The organism is Acidobacteriota bacterium (genome assembly GCA_034211275.1).
Lineage (GTDB): Bacteria > Acidobacteriota > Thermoanaerobaculia > Multivoradales > JAHZIX01 > JAGQSE01.
This window is the reverse complement of the sequence record JAXHTF010000021.1, coordinates 20,758-38,992: the sequence shown is the minus strand read 5'-3', so window position 1 is coordinate 38,992 and position 18,235 is coordinate 20,758. Positions and strand designations below refer to the sequence as shown.

Annotated in this window: 12 protein-coding genes, 1 tRNA gene and 1 pseudogene; 9 read left to right on the top strand and 5 right to left on the bottom strand. The window is 67.5% G+C overall.

The genetic code is table 11. The features are described from left to right. Positions 1–8 precede the first annotated feature (8 nt). The 3 genes from glmU to SX243_05865 are packed head-to-tail and all read left to right on the top strand — an operon-like array spanning position 9 to position 5,480. Positions 9–1,421 carry a bifunctional UDP-N-acetylglucosamine diphosphorylase/glucosamine-1-phosphate N-acetyltransferase GlmU gene (glmU, locus tag SX243_05875; protein MDY7092488.1) on the top strand — a complete coding sequence of 471 codons (1,413 nt, stop codon included), beginning with the start codon at positions 9–11 and terminating at the stop codon, positions 1,419–1,421. A gap of 4 nt (positions 1,422–1,425) precedes the next feature. Then, positions 1,426–3,252 carry a glutamine--fructose-6-phosphate transaminase (isomerizing) gene (gene glmS, locus SX243_05870; GenBank protein ID MDY7092487.1) on the top strand — a complete coding sequence of 609 codons (1,827 nt, stop codon included), beginning with the start codon at positions 1,426–1,428 and terminating at the stop codon, positions 3,250–3,252. Beyond that, positions 3,249–5,480, top strand: coding sequence for a UvrD-helicase domain-containing protein (locus tag SX243_05865; GenBank protein ID MDY7092486.1), 2,232 nt, complete (start codon positions 3,249–3,251; stop codon positions 5,478–5,480). The genes glmS and SX243_05865 overlap by 4 nt, the downstream gene beginning before the upstream one ends. A gap of 53 nt (positions 5,481–5,533) precedes the next feature. On the opposite strand, the gene SX243_05860 is transcribed toward SX243_05865, so the two are convergent. Then, entirely contained in the window at positions 5,534–6,292 is a 759-nt protein-coding gene (locus tag SX243_05860; GenBank protein ID MDY7092485.1) for a TSUP family transporter, read from the bottom strand. 244 nt (positions 6,293–6,536) lie between these two features. Here SX243_05860 and ansA point away from each other — a divergent pair. From ansA to SX243_05830, 6 genes and pseudogenes are all read left to right on the top strand, one after another. After that, positions 6,537–7,559 (top strand): annotated as a pseudogene (gene ansA, locus SX243_05855) (asparaginase). 139 nt (positions 7,560–7,698) lie between these two features. Beyond that, entirely contained in the window at positions 7,699–8,790 is a 1,092-nt protein-coding gene (locus SX243_05850) for a hemolysin family protein (protein MDY7092484.1), read from the top strand. 125 nt (positions 8,791–8,915) lie between these two features. Next, the gene (locus SX243_05845) at positions 8,916–10,502 is read left to right on the top strand and encodes a hypothetical protein (GenBank protein MDY7092483.1); all 1,587 of its coding nucleotides are present in this window, start codon (positions 8,916–8,918) and stop codon (positions 10,500–10,502) included. Between the two features lie 39 nt (positions 10,503–10,541). Further along, positions 10,542–11,324: a CDP-alcohol phosphatidyltransferase family protein gene (locus SX243_05840; protein MDY7092482.1), complete on the top strand. Its 783-nt coding sequence runs from the start codon at positions 10,542–10,544 to the stop codon at positions 11,322–11,324. Positions 11,325–11,428: 104 nt separating this feature from the next. After that, a tRNA-Met gene (locus SX243_05835) sits at positions 11,429–11,505 on the top strand. Positions 11,506–11,884: 379 nt separating this feature from the next. Then, positions 11,885–12,757: a hypothetical protein gene (locus SX243_05830; GenBank protein ID MDY7092481.1), complete on the top strand. Its 873-nt coding sequence runs from the start codon at positions 11,885–11,887 to the stop codon at positions 12,755–12,757. 21 nt (positions 12,758–12,778) lie between these two features. On the opposite strand, the gene SX243_05825 is transcribed toward SX243_05830, so the two are convergent. The 4 genes from SX243_05825 to SX243_05810 form a co-directional block, all read right to left on the bottom strand. Continuing rightward, on the bottom strand, positions 12,779–14,023 hold the full coding sequence (locus SX243_05825; protein ID MDY7092480.1) for an MFS transporter: 1,245 nt from the start codon (positions 14,021–14,023) through the stop codon (positions 12,779–12,781). Positions 14,024–14,033: 10 nt separating this feature from the next. After that, positions 14,034–15,731: an iron ABC transporter permease gene (locus tag SX243_05820; protein ID MDY7092479.1), complete on the bottom strand. Its 1,698-nt coding sequence runs from the start codon at positions 15,729–15,731 to the stop codon at positions 14,034–14,036. Then, positions 15,728–16,849 carry an ABC transporter ATP-binding protein gene (locus tag SX243_05815; GenBank protein ID MDY7092478.1) on the bottom strand — a complete coding sequence of 374 codons (1,122 nt, stop codon included), beginning with the start codon at positions 16,847–16,849 and terminating at the stop codon, positions 15,728–15,730. The genes SX243_05820 and SX243_05815 overlap by 4 nt, the downstream gene beginning before the upstream one ends. Before the next feature lie 193 nt (positions 16,850–17,042). After that, positions 17,043–18,152 (bottom strand): extracellular solute-binding protein, encoded by a 1,110-nt coding sequence (locus SX243_05810; protein ID MDY7092477.1) that lies wholly within the window; start codon positions 18,150–18,152, stop codon positions 17,043–17,045. Between the last annotated feature and the right edge of the window lie 83 nt (positions 18,153–18,235).

Sequence of the window (18,235 nt, the reverse complement as noted above, 5' to 3'; positions counted from 1 at the left end):
AGGTGATCATGCACTCTGAAACCCGTCCCCTGACCGCCGTGATCCTGGCCGCCGGCAAGGGCACCCGCATGCGCTCGTCGCTACCCAAAGTCCTGCACCCGGTGGCCGGCCGGCCAATGATCTCCTGGGTCCTGGACGCCGCCCGCGCCGCCGGCTGCCAGCGCCTGGTAGTGGTGGTGGGCCACGGTGCCGACCAGTTGCGCGCCGCGGTGGCAGCGGACGACGTGGTCTGCGTGCTCCAGGAGGAACAGAACGGCACCGGCCACGCCCTCGCCCAGGCGGCGCCGGAGATCGACGGCGAGAGCCGGCTGCTAGTGCTCAGCGGTGACGTGCCCCTGGTTTCGGCGGCAACCCTCCAGCGGCTGGCGGCGAGCCCCGGTTGGGGCTCCCTGGCGGTGGCGGACCTTGACGAGCCGGGACGCCTGGGACGGGTGATCCCCGACGCCAGCGGCGGTCTGGCGCGCATCGTCGAGGCCGCCGACGCGAACCCCGAGGAGCTGGCGGTGAAAACCGTCAACGCCGGCCTCTACGCCCTGCCGGCGCCGGAGATTTTCGACTATTTGGACCGCCTGGATACGGACAACGCCCAGGGCGAGCTCTACCTCACCGACGCAGTGACCGCCGCCGCCCAGGGCGGTGAACAGGTCGAGCTGGTGACCCTGGACGACCCCGCCGAGGCCTGGGGCGTCAACAACCGGCGCCAGCTGGCCCAGGTTCATCGCCGGATGGTGGAACGAACGGTGGAGAGCCTGATGGACTCCGGCGTCACCTTCCTCGATCCCGCCACGGCGACGGTGGAGCCGGGGGTGAAGGTCGGCCAGGACACGGTGATCCACGGCGGTGTTACCCTCCTCGGCCAGACCACCGTCGGCAGCGGCTGCGAGCTGCACCAGGGTGCCTGGATGCGGGATGCGGAGGTGGCGGACGGCGTCGAGATCAAGCCCTACAGCGTTCTCGACGGCGCCCGGGTAGGCGCCGACAGCCGGGTCGGCCCCTTCGCCCGGTTGCGCCCGGGAGCGGACCTGGGCCGCGGCGTTGGCGTCGGCAACTTCGTCGAGGTCAAGAAGTCGCGGCTGGAGGACGGCGTCAAGGCCGGTCATCTGGCGTATTTGGGCGACGCCCAGATCGGCCCCGAGGCCAATATCGGCGCCGGCGTGGTGACCTGCAACTACGATGGCGAGAAGAAATCCGTCACCCACATCGGCCGCGGTGCCTTCGTCGGCAGCGACACCATGCTGGTGGCGCCGGTGTCGGTGGGCGACGGCGCTACCACCGCCGCCGGGTCGGTGATCACTCAGGACGTACCGGCGGGAGCGCTGGGGGTCGGCCGCCAGCGCCAGCGCAACGTCGAAGGCTGGGCGGAGCGGCGCCACAAGACCAACAGCAAGAAGAACGGCCCGAAGAAGAACGAGGAGAGCTAAGACCATGTGTGGAATCGTCGGCTACGTCGGACCTCGGGAGGTCGTCCCTCTGCTCATCGACGGCCTGCGCCGCCTGGAATACCGCGGCTACGACTCCGCCGGAGTGGTGGCCATCGGAGAAGACGGCTTCGACTTCGCCAAGGCGGAGGGCAAGCTCGAACGGCTGGTGCAAAAACTGGAGACGAAGGCCGTCAACGGCCGCTACGGCCTGGGGCACACCCGCTGGGCCACCCACGGCGTGCCCAGCGAACGCAACGCCCACCCCATGTTCGACGCCCAGCGCCGGCTGGCGGTGATCCACAACGGCATCATCGAGAACTTCCTGGAGATCAAGCAGCGGCTGCAGAAAGACGGCTGGGAGTTCCACTCGGACACCGACACGGAGGTGGTGGCCAACCTCATCTCCTCCTACCTGGACGGGGACCTGCTGGCGGCGCTCCGCCGGGCCATCGCCGAGCTGGAGGGCATGTACGCCATCGCCGTGGTGTCGACGGAGAGCGCCGAGGACGAGGTGCTGGCGGTACGCCACGGACCGCCGCTGGTGCTCGGCCTGGGGGAGGGCGAGCAATTCCTCGCCTCGGACCCTGCGGCCCTCCTCGCCTACACTCGCGACGTGGTCTTCCTGGAGAACGACGACGTGGCTCGGCTGAGCGCCGACGGCCTGGAGATCTGGGACGGCCAAGGGCAGCTACTGGAAGAACAGGACCGCCCCCGTCAACGGCTCAACTGGGATCCCATCCAGGCCGAGAAGGGCGGCTACAAGCACTTCATGCTCAAGGAGATCCACGAGCAGCCTCAGGCCCTTCAGGACACCTTCGCCGGCCGCGTGGACTTCGAGCTGCGGCGGGTGGACCTGGAGATTCCGCCGGAGGTGGTGCAGGGCGCCAAACGGCTCCACCTGCTGGCCTGCGGCACCTCCTGGCATTCCGGGCTGGTGGGCAAATTCCTGGTGGAGGAGCTGGCCCAGCTGCCGGTGGAGGTGGACTACGGCTCCGAATACCGCTACCGGGCCCCCATCGTCGACGAAGACGTGCTGGCGGTGGGCATCTCCCAGAGCGGCGAGACCGCCGACACCCTCTCCGCCATGGAAGCGGCGCGGCAGCGCGGCGCGCGACTGGTAGCGGTGTGCAACGTCCTGGGCAGCCAAGCCACCCGCATCAGCGACGGCGTCGTCTACACCCACGCCGGCCCGGAGATCGGTGTCGCCTCCACCAAGGCCTTCACCACCCAGCTGGTGGCTCTCTACCTCCTCGCCCTCTATCTGCGCCAGGCGAAGGGGAAGGAGATCTCCGCCGAGGACCTGGCGGGGCTGGCCCACCTGCCCCAGGCGGTCTCCGACGTGCTGGCGCTGGAGCCCCAGCTGGAGGAGCTGGCGCGGCACTTCTCCCGCGCCGAGGACTTCCTCTACCTCGGCCGCGGCATCAATTACCCCATCGCGCTGGAGGGCGCCCTCAAGCTCAAGGAGATCTCCTACATCCACGCCGAGGGCTATCCCGCCGGCGAGATGAAGCACGGCCCCATCGCCCTCATCGACGAGGACCTGCCGGTGGTCGCCATCGCCACCGGTGACCGGGTGGTCTACGACAAGGTGAAGAGCAATATCCAGGAGGTCAAGGCCCGGGACGGTGTGGTCATCGCCCTCACCGACCGCGATCCCGACGAGCTTGCCGGTGTCGCCGACGAGGTGATCCCGGTGCCGCGGGTGCCGCGACTCTTGCAGCCGGTGGTCAACGTGGTGCCGCTGCAGCTGCTGGCCTACTTCATCGGCGTGCGCCGCGGCGCCGACGTCGACCAGCCCCGCAACCTCGCCAAGAGCGTCACCGTCGAATGATGCGCCGCGCCGCCGCCACCCCCGACCTCGTGAGCGAGCTCAACCCGGAGCAGCTGGCCGCCGTCACCCACGGCGAGGGCCCCCAGCTGGTGATCGCCGGCGCCGGCTCCGGTAAGACCCGGGTGATCACCTACCGCATCGCCTGGCTGATCGGCGAACAGGAGGTGGACCCGGCGCGCATCGTCGCCGTCACCTTCACCAACAAGGCAGCGTCGGAGATGCGCGAGCGGGTGGAGATGCTGGTCCAGCGCTCGCCCCTGCGCTCCTTCGTCGGCACCTTCCACCGCTTCGCCCTGCGCCTGCTGCGCCGCTACGGGGAGCGGGTGGGCCTGCGCCGGGACTTCGCCATCGCCGACTCCAGCGACCAACTCAAGCTGGTGAAGAAGGCTCTGGAGATGGAAGAGCTGTCCGAGCGTTCTTTCCCGCCGCGGGCGGTGCTGTCGGCCATCAGCAGCGCCAAGAACCGCCTCCTCGACCCCCAAGCCTTCGAGGCGCGAGCGGAAGGCTTCTTCCAACGCAAAATCGTCCCGGTCTACCGCCGTTACCAACACCTGCTGCGCCAGGGCTCCACCGTCGACTTCGACGACATGATCCTGTTGGCGGTGCGCCTGCTGGAAGACGAGGGCAAGCTGGGGGAGCGCTTGAGAAGCCAGGTGGACTATCTGCTGGTGGATGAGTTCCAGGACACCAACCACGCCCAGCTGCGGCTGGTCAAAGCGCTGGCCGGGAAGAACGGCAACCTCACCGCCGTCGGCGACGAGGACCAGGGCATTTACCGCTGGCGCGGCGCCGACCTGGACAACATCCTCGGCTTCGAGCAGGAATTCCCCGGCGCCACCGTGCGCAAGCTGGAGCGCAACTACCGCTCCACCCAGACCATTCTCGACGCCTCCGGCGCCCTGGTGGCCCACAACCGCAGCCGCCGCGGCAAGCAGCTGTGGACGGAGGACGGCGCCGGCGAGGACATCCAGCTCTACCGCGCCGCCGACGAGGGCGACGAGGCCCGCTGGCTGGTGACCAATTTCCGCCGCCTCCAGGACGACTACCCGCTGGCGGGGATGGCCATCCTGGTGCGCACCAACGCCCAGACCCGCGCCCTGGAGGACGAGCTGCTGCGCCGGGGCATGCCCTACGAGCTGGTGGGCGGCACCCGCTTCTACGACCGGGCGGAGATCAAAGACCTGGTGGCCTATCTGCGGGCGATCCGCAATCCCCAGGACGAGCTCTCCCTGGGGCGCATCCTGAACCAGCCTCCCCGGGGCATCGGCAAGGGCACCCGGGACCTGCTGGAAAGCCGCGCCCAGGAGCTTCGCCAGCCGCTCTGGGACGTGCTCCAGCTGCAGGAATTCGGCAACTTCCCCAGCCGTAGCGCCCGCGCCCTGTCGAGCTTCCGGGATCTGATGATCACGCTCCAGAAGCTAGCCCAGCAGCTACCCCTGCCGGCGCTCCTCGACCAGCTGCTGGAGGCCACCTCCTACACGGATCTCTACAACTCCAACGACTCCGACGGCCAGGCGCGGCTGGAGAATATCCGCGAGTTCCTCTCCGCCGCCCAAGACTTCACCGAGTCCTACGCCTACCGCGGGGAGGACGACGACGTCCTCACCGCCTTCCTCGACCGGGTGGCGCTGGTCAGCGACACGGACTCCTGGAAGGGCCGCGAGGGGGTGACCCTCATGACCCTGCACAGTGCCAAGGGCCTGGAGTTTCCGGTGGTGGCGGTGGCGGGATTGGAAGAGGGGCTGCTGCCCCACTACAACGCCAACAAGACCGCCGAGGATCTGGAAGAGGAGCGCCGCCTGCTCTATGTCGGCATGACCCGCGCCCGGGAGCGACTCCTCCTCACCACCTGCCGACGCCGGCGCATCGCCGGCCGCTACCAGGACCAGCAACCCTCACCATTCCTGGCGGAGATTCCCGAGGAGCACCTGGACGTCACCGACAGCCCCAGCCTCTTCGACCGCGGCGTCCAGCGGGCCCAGGGCGTCTACGACTTCTTTGGCCGCCCCACCCCGCGCACCAGCTCCGACCCTTCGGTGGAGCCCGTCGCCGACGACTCCGGCGGCTCCGGCCTGCAACGCGGCAGCCGCGTCCGCCACCCCACCCTGGGCTCCGGCGTGGTGCTGGAGATCGACGGCGAAGGCGACCAGATGAAGATCAGCGTCTTCTTCCAGAGCTCCGGCAAGCGCAAGCTCATCGCCCGCTATGCCAACCTCGAGCTGCTCTAAGAACACCCCAGCCCGATCCCAGTCACCGCTCAGCGTGCGATCAGCGGTGCCCCCTAGAAAAACCACAGCTTGATCGCAAAGACGATCACCGCGACGGTCACCACACCCTTGACCCAGGCGTGCCCCTTGAGCACCGTCCAGCGCACCCCCAGCATCGCCCCCAGCAGATTCCCCGCCGCCAGCGCCAACCCCACCGACCACACCACCTTGCCGTTGACGGCGAAGAGGGCCAGGGCCAGGGGGGTGAAGGCGAGAATCACCACCGCCTTGAGGGCATTGCCCCGCACCAGATCGAGACCCGCCAGGGTGGTGGCGGCGAGGATCAAAAAGCCCGTCCCCGCCTGCACAAAGCCTCCGTAGACGCCGATGACGAAGAAGGCGACGGCGAAGAGGATGCGTCCGGGAAGGGATTGAGGCGTGCCCTCCGGAGCGCCCTCGGAGCGCAAGCGCCGAGGATCCCACAGGGTGAAGAGGGAGATCACCACCATGAGAATCGCCAGCGCCCGCTGAAACGCCGCGTCGCTGATCACCAACGCCAACCACGTCCCCACCACCGCCCCCACCACCGCCGGCACCAGCATCGCCAGGGCGAAGCGCCAGGGCAGAGTTCGGTAACGGTGGAAACCCCAGACGGCGCCGAGATTCTGGATCAGAATCCCCACCCGATTGGTGCCGTTGGCCACCGACGGCGGCAGCCCGAGGAAGATGAGCACCGGCAGGGTGAGGAACGAGCCCCCACCGGCCACCGTGTTGATGACGCCGGAGACCACGCCGACGACGAAGAGGATGAGCAAGCCTTGCCAGTCGGTCATGGGGGGCTCGGGGGGGTGGCCGGGGGGAGGATGGGAAAGTCTTGAGTCATGAGGAGGCTCGTGGAGTCTCTAGGAGGTGGGCTGGTGGGCTGGCGCCCACCCTACTCGCGGAGATGCAGCAGCGGACCGCAGGATGAGCGCCCGCCACCATCTTTCTTTCTCAGCCCTCCGCCGCCCTGCTATCCTCCCCACGCCCGGGCCGGACTCTCGTCGAGGCCTTCAAATCATCCCGGGCGAACCGAGTATGACCCAAAAACCACGCGTTTACATCGCCTACACCGGCGGCACTGTCGGCATGAAGAAGGGATCCCAGGGCTATGCCCCGGATGCCGGCTACCTGGGGCAGCTACTGACCCAGATGCCCGAGTTCCACGCTCCGGAGATCCCCGATTTCGAGCTCCACGAGTACCGGCCGCTGCTCGATTCGGCGGATATGGCGCCGCAGAATTGGGCGGTCATCGGTGAGGACATCGAGGCTCGCTACGACGAATTCGACGGCTTCGTGGTCATCCACGGCACCGACACCATGGCCTACACCGCCTCCGCTCTCTCCTTTCTGCTGGAGAATCTGGGCAAACCGGTGATCCTCACCGGCTCCCAGATCCCGCTGGCGGAGGTGCGCAGCGACGCCCGGGACAACCTGCTCACCTCCCTGATCCTCGCCGGCACCTCGACCATCCCCGAGGTCTGCCTCTACTTCGACACCCGCCTGTTGCGCGGCAACCGCACCCGCAAGATCAGCGCCGGCGGTCTCGATGCCTTCAGTTCCGCCAACTACCCGGAGCTGGGCAGCGCCGGCGTGCGCCTGCGCATCCACTGGCGCACCGTGCGGCCGCGACCGGAGGCGGCGTTCCAGGTCCAGGACATCGGCAATCCTCACATCGGCGCGGTGCGGCTCTTCCCCGGCATCACCGCCGAAACCCTCGCCAACTTCCTCCGCGATCCGCTCCGCGGGCTGGTGCTGGAAGCCTATGGTGCCGGCAACGGGCCGACCTCCAACCCCCACTTTCTGCGCGTGCTGGCCGAGGCCAACGACCGCGGCGTGGTGATCGTCGCCTGTACCCAATGCCTCGAGGGAGCAGTGCGGCTGGACACCTACGCCACCGGCCGGGGATTGGCGGAGGCGGGGGTGATCAGCGGCTACGATATGACCGCCGAAGCCGCTCTGACCAAGCTCTACTACCTCTTCGGCAAGGGGCTGTCGCCGGAGGAGGTCAAGATCCACATGCAGCGGGACCTGCGCGGCGAGTTGACAGCTCCCACGGACGATGACTCCTCCGGCGAGGTTCCCATTGGTGATGCGCCCAGTGGCGACGCCACCAGTGACGCCACAGCCGGGTCTTGCAGCCCGAGGTAGACCGCGGGCCGTGATCTGCGTATCCTGAAACGCACGAAAGGGTTTTTTCTTGGGGTTACTTCTCTTTTACGTCAGCATCGCCCTCGGTGTCTCCTTCTACTGCTCGTTGTTGGAGGCGGCGCTGCTTTCCGCCAGCCATGCTCGCCTGACCCAGGCCCGGGACTCCGGTAGCCGCGGCGCGGCCCACTTCCTGCGCCTCAAGCAGCATCGGCTGGACGACGCCATCACGGCGATCCTCACCCTCAACACCGTGGCCCACACCCTCGGCGCCACCCTCGCCGGCGCCCAGGCCGCCAAGGTGCTGGGAGATGCCTGGGTCGGCGTTTTCTCCGGCATCCTCATCCTGCTCATCCTGGTCGCCTCGGAGATCATCCCCAAGACCCTGGGTGCGGTGTACGTGGTTCCCCTCATCCCCTTCGTCGGCTGGTCCCTGCACCTGCTGGCGTTGTCCATGACCCCGGCCCTCTTCCTCTCCCGCATGCTCACCCGGCTGCTGGTGCGGGGCAAGAGCCACGCCACCTCCCGGGCCGACGTGGAAGCGGTCCTCGCCCTGGCCACTCGCGCCGGCGCCTTCTCCGGCGAGGAATCGACCATCTTCGGCAATATGCTGCGCTTCACCGAGATCCTGGTAGAGGACGTCATGACTCCGCGTACGGTCACCACCATGGTGCCCGCCGACAACACCATCGGCGATCTGCTGCGCTCGAAGGTGACGGAGCCCTTCAGCCGCATCCCGGTCTACGGCGAAGATCAGGACGACGTCCTCGGCTACGTGCTCCAACGGCAGGTACTCAAGGCCCTGGCGGAAGGCCGCAGCCTGGACACGCCCCTCTCCGCTTTCGTGCGCGAGATCGAGGTGGTGCCGGAAACCGCCTCCGCCGCTCAGGCTCTGCGCCGCTTCCTCGAACGCCGGGAACCCATCGCCCTGGTGGTGGACGAGCACGGCGGGGTCAGCGGGCTGGTGACCCTCGAGGACATCACCGAGACCCTGCTGGGGGTGGAGATCGTCGACGAGTCGGACCGGGTGGCCGATCTGCGCCAGGTCGCCACCCGGCTGCGGGATCAGCGCATGAGCCGCCTGCACCCCGAGACCCCGCTGCACCCGCCCACCCCCAGGACCGCGGAGCCCACCTCGGAGTAGCCCGTGGTAGGCTCTGCGCTCTTCGAGGCGTCCCCCCTGCGCCATCGCGTGCGTCGCCCAGTCGCCAACGGCCAGCTGCCAGCAACCAGCCACCAGCCACTGGACGCGTCGTTACCGGGCTGATCATGAACGAGCCAGAAACCGACCGCAGCCGGCCGGCGGACTCCACGGAAGCTCCCGACGAGACCGCCGAGCCCACCAGCACCGCCGAGCCCACTGCCCCGGAAGGACCCACTGGCGGTGGTTTCCGCCCATGGCCGAGCCGCAAGTCCTGGAAGCGGCTGCTGCGCCTGCTCCTCTACCCCTGGGGTATCTGGTCCCTCGTCGCCTGGCTGCCGCGCAAGATCCGCCAGCGCTACATTCAGAAACGCCGGCTGGCCTGGCTGGGCACCTACGCGGTGCAATGGGGCACCTACCTGGTGATCGGCCTGCCGGTGACCCTTCTGCTCACCGGCGAGCTGCTCATCTCCCTCAACGAGGCGGTGCTGGCGGAGCAGGCGGATTACCGGCTGCAGTCGGATTTCGACGCCCAGTCGCAGGTCACCGCCTTCGAAGTGCCAGGCCCTCCCTCCTACACTCCCGAGCCGGTGCCCAAGGGGATCAACGACGACTACTACCGCTATCTGGTGGAGCTCTATTCGCCGGTGATCTACCAGAAAATGTCGAACCATCCGGAGTGGGACATCCCGCTGCTGATGGACTTCGACGGCAACGACGACCCCCGGGACAACGTGGAGAACGAGCCCCGCTTCCGCCCCCACGTGGCCGGCGTCTACGGCGAGATGACGGCGGAGACCGAGGACTCCTACTACCTCACCTACTCCCTTTACCACGTCAAGGACTACGACCACCCCATCCGCGAAGCCATCAGCCGCTGGACGTATCACGACAACGACAACGAGGGCTTCCACATCCGGGTGGACAAGGCCACCATGGAGGTGGCGGAGGTGGAGACCTGGTTCCACAACCGCTTTCTGCTGTTCAACAACACCGGTGTCTCCACCGGCACCGAGCCAGTGCACGGCAAAATCCACGTGGAGGACGGCACCCACGTGATCGTCTACGCTCAGCCTCAGGGTCACGGAGTGCGGCTGGCCCAGCTGGTGGACCTGGAGCACCTGGGCAAGAACGTCAAGATCCTGCGCTACCGCGGCGACCGCGAGGCGGTGCCCATTCGCGCCGACCGCAAGGTGCAGCTGGACGGCACCTACGAGATCGACAATTTCGATTCCTGGTACCCCTGGGCCCTCGGCCCCTTCGGCTCCGAGGGCAAGGGACCGGGCATGTTCGAAGAGGTGATCCCCCTGGGGCAGTACGCCGACGGCACCCCGCGGGTCATCGGCCGCTTCATCGCCGGCCGCGACTACGACATCAACGGCTGGTCCCGCCCCAAGCCCATGTGGTCCTGGGACGACGGCTGGGACGAGATCCCCATCTTCGTGTGGCATTTCTTCCCGTCCCTATCCTTCCAATCCCACGGCGGCACACAGCTTTCGCACGACTACTTGTACAATCGCCCGTGCGACAAAGTCTTCGGCGAGCCACCCCCGGCGGTGGCTCAAAGCCTCCAGCTGCCGCTGGTGATGCGGCAGGAAGACAAATGGAAGCCCCTCGAAGGCCGCGGCGGCAAGCTCGATAGCCGCCTCTACTGGATCGTCGCCAAGAAGGCGTTCCGGTCCTACGTCAATTACCTCTTCCACGCCCTCGGCTAGGCCGGCCCGGGCTTTGGAAAGAGAGCGGGAGGGAAGACCTTGAGAGCTCTGGGCGCGCTGGAGATTCTGGCCCTGGTGCTCATCGCACCGCCGGCCCTGCTCTTCTTCGCTCGCTTCGCCCAGTACTATCTGCTGCGGCTCTTCCGGCGCCGGGCGCCCAAGGACGAGGAGATGCTGCGCCGGGGCGAGTCCGTCTTCCTGGGCCAAAGCCTGCGCCAGGCCTTCGCCTTTTCCATGGCGCCGATCTTCGGCATCCTGCGCAAGGCGAATATCCACCCCAACACCCTGACCCTGGTCTGCCTCCTCGTCTCCTGCGGCGCGGCGGCCCTCATCGCCCGGGGAGACCTGGTCTTGGGCGGCCTCTACGGCCTGCTGGGCTCGTCCCTGGACTATCTCGACGGCCGCATGGCCCGCCTCACCGGCCGCGCCTCCAAAGCCGGCGGCTTTCTCGACTCCACCCTCGACCGCTACAGCGACATCGCCTTCTTGAGCGGCGCTGCGGTGCTCTTCCGGGACTCGGTTCCCATGCTCGTAGCAAGCCTTCTGGCCCTCGGCTCCGGCGGCGTCATCTCTTACACCCGCGCCAAGGCCGAATCCCTCGGCGGCACCCTCACCGTCGGCCTGATGCAGCGCCCGGAGCGCATCGTCCTCTTCTGCCTCGGCGCCCTTCTCGACCCCGTCGTCGACCCCTGGCTCCCCACCTCCTGGCAAGGCCACCACGCCCTCTTCGCCACCGCCATCGTCATCCTCGCCGTCCTCAGCACCTGGACCGCCGTCCATCGCACCATCGCAGGCTTCCAGGACCTCCGCAAAGACGACTGAGCCCCCACCCCGACCGCCCCCAAAGCGCCTCTCCAAGAGTCTCCCCGAAAGCAAGCCACACCCCTTGACACTCGTTTCTGCCCATGGCATCATCTCCCTTCTGGCGCGGGGTGGAGCAGTCCGGTAGCTCGTTGGGCTCATAACCCAAAGGTCACGGGTTCAAATCCCGTCCCCGCAACCAATCGCTAGTTCAAGGCCGCGCTTTATGCGCGGTCTTTTTTATTGCTTATTGGGTCCTGCGTTCTTCGGGCTCGGCCTGCCGAGCTTGGATTTTCCAGAGCCCTCACCCCCGTCCCCTCTCCCGAATCCTCCCTCTCCCCCACCCGGGAGAGGGGCGCCACCACCCAGCCCCCGAGAATTCACCGTCGAGCCGCGAGCTTCCCCCTCTACCGGATGGACGGGCGGGCGGGCTGGGAGAGGGGGATCGAGGGGGTGAGGGGTTCGCAAACCCAAGCCCCTCCATTTGCTAGAGTCGTCGCAGTTCCCGCCAGTTTCAACAGCTTGACTCGGCACGACCCCGGCGCGGCCGGGGCACTCGCCAATGACTCGGAGGTGTTCCGATGAGCTTCACTCTCTACATCGTCTTCCATGGCCTCGTCGCACTCTTCCCAAACACCGATGGCAGCCGCACCGTCCTACTCCCCGATGCCTTGAGTGCGGACTTCTGTGAAGCCCACCGAGTCGTTCTCAAAGTGCAGGAAGGCCAGTGCCAACCCGATTGCACACAGGAGTCCATGCAGGGAGTAATGATCGATCTCGGGCTTCCACCATTGCCCTCAGGCCAAAAGCTCGTCGATTTCAGCCAGGCTCCAGATCTTTGGCCACTGTCCTCGGACCTCAACCGGTCGCCCATGCCCTCCAATGCTCCGGCAGCTCAACTGCTCGTCGAGGGAGGATCCGTGACTCAGTGCGACATCCATACCATCAAGCTGGATGCATTGGTGCTGACACCTACCTATAGGCTTCACTATCCGAAGATCGTGCCGCCCGCTCCGGTGGGCATGAGAGAGGCCTTCCTCGTCGAATCTCTTCTGTGGAAGCGGACCAATATAGAGCAGAGCGCCCTCTCGATGAGCGTCACCAAAGGGTCTCAAACCGACACGTTCGAAATCACACCATCCCAGTGCAACGGTAGCGAGCGGTGCATCGTGCTGGAGATTGCTAACTTCGGTGTCAACACCAGCGACCCAAGTTGCTTTGAGGTGTCCGCCTTGGCGAAGCACTTCCAGCACTATTTTCCTCTCCTCGGCCTAGGAACCGGCTTCTTCCCCTCCATCAGCAATTTTCCTTCGGCGTTGCCAAGGCGGCCCGGGTGCACATTTTCGCCATCGATCACATCGTACGAGCCCTTGACCTTCGCTCCCTTGTGGCCTCAGCTCTTTGGCGGAGTGATAACACCCAGGCACCGCGCAGCCTGCCCCATCGTCCAATAAACGACGAAGCGCAGCCCCGACCTAATACCCCTCCGACCCCGGATCCACCGAGACCCCCTCCGCTGCCGTCGCCTCGGCGGCGGCCTGGGGGTCTTCTTCGGGGTTGGTGATGATCAGGGTCACAAAGAGGACCAGGGCCATGATGGCGCTGGAGATGTAGAGGGGGGCGCCGAGGTGGATCCATTGGAAGGAGGCGCCGGCCCAGGCGGGGCCGAGGATGCCGGAGATGCCGCGGAAGGCTTGTTGGACCCCGAGGGTTTGGCCCACCTCGCCGCGGCGGGAGCGCTGCGTGAGCATGGAGGTGGAGGTGGGGAAGAGCATGGCGGTGCCCACCGGGATCAGGGTGCTGGCGAGGATGAAGAGGGAGAGGCGGTCGACCATGGGGATGAAAAGAAAACCCAAGGACATGGCGGCGGCGCCGGTGCGCATGGCGCGGGATTCGCCGAGGCGGTCGAGGATGGGGCCGAGGGCGACGCCGCGCATGAGCACCGAGACCACGCCGACGTAGGCATAGAACCATCCGATGTCGCGTTCGGTGATGCCGAAGCGGTCCTTCAGATAGAGGGCCATCATGGCGGTGAAACCCATGAACGCCATCATCGCCAGGACATAGACCCAGATCAGCGAGCTCACCGGCGCCGAGGGGTGGCGCACCACCTCCCAGATGGAATGCAGCACGGAGCGGCGGTCGGTACCGTCGTCCTCGTCGCGGGTGGGCTCCTTGAGCAGGCGCCAGGCGAAAACTACGTTGAGCACGCAGAGGCCGGCGGCGAAGAGACCGGGGCCGCGCTGCCCCAGGAGCTCCGCCAGCACCGAGCCCAGGAGCGGCCCGATGGTCACGCCGGCGCTGGCGGCGGCGGTGAGCCAGCCCAGGGCCTTGGCCCGCTCCTTGGCCGGCACCGCGTCGCTGACGTAGGCCTGGATGACGCCGATGGTGCCGGCTCCCAGCCCCTGAAGCAGGCGGGTGACGAAGAGCATGGAGAGGGAGCTGGCGAGGCCGAAGCAGACGTAGGCGAAGGCCGAAGCCACCAGACCGCCGAGGATCACCGGGCGGCGGCCGTAGTGGTCCGACAGACGGCCCCAGAAGGGCGCGCTGAGCAGCTGGGCGCCGGCGAAGATGGACGTCAGCAGGCCGATGACCCAGCCGCCGGCGTCGTAGTTGTCGGCATAGAAGGGCAGCAGGGGCAGCACGATGAGGGCGCCCACCATGTCGATGAACACCGTCGCCATCAAGACCCACAGCTGCTTGGGGGCGCCACCGTTCATAGTAGGCACCTCATACCTGGCCCCCTTCCCGGCCCCAGAGCACGAAGGCACCGGCGCTGACCACCATCAAAAGAACCCCGTAGGCCGCCGCCAAACCGGTCTCCTGGAGCCGCAGGCTCGATAGGATCTCGATGGAGATGGGGCGGGTGTCGAGAGTGTAGAGCACGATGGAGGTGACGAAATCCCCCAGGGCGGTGATGAAGGCCAGGCCCGCCGCCGCCGCCAGCGCCGGGCGCACCATGGGCAACACCACCTTCCACAACGTGCGCACCCTCCCCGCGCCGAGGGAGGCGGCGGCCTCCTCCAGCGCCGGGTCGAGCTGACGCAGCCCCGAGAAGGAGGCGCGGCCGGTGATGGGCAAGTTGCGCAGCAGGTAGGCCATGGGCAAGAGCCAGGGCGTGCCGATGAGCAGGAAGCGGCCGAAGTGCGGAGCGTCGACGCTGAAGGTGGTGGCCAGAGCGATGGCGAAGACGGTGCCGGGGATGGCCCAGGGCAGCACCACCAAGGATTCCAGCAGCCGGCCCAAACGGCCGCGACGGGCCACCGCACCGCGGGCGGCAGCGAAGCCCAGAGCGAGAGCGCCGAAGGTGGCGACGGCGGCCATCCAGGTGGAGTTGAGCAGCGGCTTGAGGCGATCCGGGCGCTCCAGCAGCGCCTGATAATTCCCCAGATTGAGCACCGGCGGTAGCAGCTCCACGGTCCAGGTGTCCGCCGGCACCAGCGAGATGAGCAGGAGGGTCAGGTGGGGCAGCAGCAGCACCAAGGCCAGCAGGTAGGCCGCCGCCGCCGTCAGCCGCCGCGCCCAGGGCGAAGCGAGCTTCCGGCGTTCCGGCGCCACGCCGCGCACCGTGCCCACCAGGTCCTCTCCGGGATCCAGCAGCCGCATCGCCCACAGCGCCAGCAGTGCCAGCGCCGCCAGCATCACCGTCTCCACCCGCGCCATCTGCAGGTCGCCGTTGAGCTTGGAGGCGACGATCTGGGTGGTCATCACCCGGAACGAGCCGCCGAAGATGTAGGGCGCCGAGAACGAGGCCAGGGAAGTCATGAAGGTGAGCAACGCCGCCCCCGCCAGCGCCGGCCGCAGCATAGGCAGGGTGACCTTGAGCAAGGTCCGGCCCCGGCCGGCGCCGAGATTGGCGGCGGCCTCCAACAAGCTGCCGTCGAGGCGCGCCAGGGAGGCGCGGGTGAAGAGGTAGAAGTAGACGTACATGGAGTAGGTGTGGACCAGCAGGATGGCCCACGGCCCACCCAAGCGCCAGGGAGCTTGCTCGAGGCCCAGCACCAGCTGCAAAACCCGCGGCACGAAGCCGCTCTCGCCGTAGAGGAAGAGGAAGGCGATGACCCCTACCAGCGGCGGCAGCGCCACCGGCAACGCTACCAGCGCCCCCACCACCTGACGGCCGGGGAACTCGGTGCGCTCAAAGAGGAAGCCCAGGGGAATCCCCACCAGCGCCGCCAGCGCTACCGACGCCGCGGAGATCCACAGACTGCGCCACAAGGCGATCCATTCGTCGCCGCGCTCAGCGAAGGTTTGAAAGTACGCCAGAGTCCAGGAGCCCTCGGTGGCGGACCCAGCTCCCAGGGCTTCCGCCAGGGTGATCAGCAGGGGATAGCCCACGAGCCACAGCAGCAGGAGAGCCAGACCACCCCAAAGCAGTGAGGCGCGATGACGATGGAAAAACGCCGGCGATGATGAGGAAGAGCTCACTGAGCGGCATCCTCGGAACGGAGGAAGACCTGGGGCGTGAGGGCCCCGGGCAGCAGCACGACGGCCACGGTGTCCCCCTCCTGAGCCGCCCCGGCATCCGCCAAGACTTCCAGCTCCTGCCCCGCTTCACCGGCTTCGCCCTGCGGATCGCCCAGGCGCACCTCGTAGTAGGTCACCGGACCGTTGAAACGCCGCCCCATGATTCTCCCAGCGAGGGCACCGGGGGCTCCCGGCTCGGCGAAAGCGAGGGACTCGGGCCGCACCAACACCTCTACCGCGGCTCCGGCGGTCAGGCCCGGCGTCGGCAGATCCCACTCCACGGGGCTGTGCCCGGTTGCAGCCCCCGGCGGCTCCAGCCGGACGCCACCCGTTTCCAAAGCGACCGCCGGCAACGCCGCCGAGCGGCCGATGAAGGTGGCGACGAAGCGGGTCGCCGGCTTGGCGTAGAGCTCCTCCGGGGCACCGCATTGTTGCAGCACGCCGTCGTGAAGCACCGCCACCCGGTCGCCGAGATGAAAGGCCTCTTCCTGCTCGTGGGTCACCAACACCGTGGTGATGCCCACCTGATCCACCACCCGGCGCAGCTGCCGTCGAGTGCGCTCCCGCAGGGAGGGATCGAGGTTGGAGAGAGGCTCGTCCAGCAGCAGCAGTCGCGGCTCCGGCGCCAGCGCCCGGGCCAGCGCCACCCGCTGCTGCTGACCGCCGGAGACCTGACCGGGACTGCGGGTCTCGAAGCCCGCCAGCCCCACCAGCTCGAGCATCTCCGCCACCCGCGCGGCGATGCGACGGCGATCCCAGCCGAGGGTCTCGAGACCAAAGGCAACGTTGGCGGCGATATCCAGATGCGGGAAAAGAGCATAGTGCTGAAAGACCATGCCGAATCCCCGCCGGGCCGGCGAGAGGGCGGTGACGTCGTCGCCGGCCACCCGGATGACGCCGGCATTGGGCGTCTCAAAGCCCGCCAGCAGCCGCAGGGCGGTGGTCTTGCCGCTGCCGCTGGGCCCCAGCAACGCGAGCATCTCCCCCTCTGCCACCTGCAGGGAGATCTCCCGCAGCACCTCCAACTCGCCGAAGCGCTTGGTGATGCCCTCGAGGGCGAGGAAGGAAGATGCGGTCAAGGTTCGGACCTCGAGTTGGGAACGATGTCTGAGTGGGCAGCGATGTCGCCGGGGGCGCCGTAGCGGCGAAGCCGTGGAACGGGCGCTGAGGAAAGTACGGACGAAAGGGCTCGGAGGTTCACCGGGACACCGGTCGCCGCAGCACGAGCCATGGGGGCCCAGCTCATGGAAACGCGGCTCATGGAAACGCGGCTCATGGCTGGTCGGAGCCCTGGCCCCGCACGGTGCGGTCCCAGGTCTCCATCCATTCCGCCCCCCGCTCGGCGATGAGGTCGCCATCCACATCCGCCGGACGCATCTCCGCCAACACCTCCTGCGCCCACTGGGGCAGGCTCTCCGGCGGCAGGTCGGAACGCGCCGGTAGGCGGAAGACCTTCTCCGCCACCAGCGCCAAGGCCTGCTCTCCGCCCACCCATTCGATGAAGGCCTTCGCCGCCTCCGGGTTCGGCGCTCCCTCGACCAGACCGATGGAATCGTCGATCACCGGCGTGCCGCTGCTGGCGAAATGGTGACGCAGAGGGGAACCGCGGCGTTCCAGGAGCAGGATGTCGGTGAGCTCCCAGATGGAGACCAGCCCCTCCTGGCGGATGAGCTTCTCGAAGAGCAGGGCCGGATTGAGGGCGTACTCCTTGGTTTGGGCGTCGAGCCGCCGCAGCCATTGCCAGCCCTGCTCCGTATCCCCGGTCTCCTCGATGGAGCGCGCCAGGATCATGCCGAAGGCGGTGCGCATGGTGCCGCTGGCCAGGGGATCGCGGATGATGATCTGATCCTTCCAACGCGGATCCAAGAGATCATCCCAATCCTGCGGCGCTTCTTCGTCGCTGAGAGCCGCAGAATTGTAGATCAGCACCGGGCAGGCGAGGTAGACGCCGAAGTAGAGATCCCCTGGGGCCTGGCTGGCTGCCGGCACGGAGTCCGCCCAGGTGGGCCGGAAGGCTGCCAGCAGACCCTCCTCGGCACCGCGGGAGAAGATGGTGTCGGGACCACCGAACCAGACGTCCGCCTGCGGGTTGTTGCGCTCGAAGCGCACCCGGTCGTAGACCTCCTGAGAGCCCATGTCCAGCCAGCGAACGTCGATGGTCGGGTTCTGCTCCTCATAGGCCTGTTCGAGCAATTCGAGCAGGTCGCGACCGTGGGGGGAGTAGACGGTGACGGTAGTCCGGCCGTCGCCGCAGCCGACGGCGGCGAGCATCGCCAGACCCATCCCCATCAACAGGCCCATGGGCGACCTCGGCGCCCGGGGCACTCCGCGCCGTGCTTTTCTACTCTCCGTCGAGCTTCGCTTCACTGGATTGTGCGTCATTGAGAGACCTCCTCGCCGCGGTAGCAGCGCCGCCGAGTGTACCGAAGTTGTCCATCCAGCGCCGCGCTCCGTTCCGCTCCGGT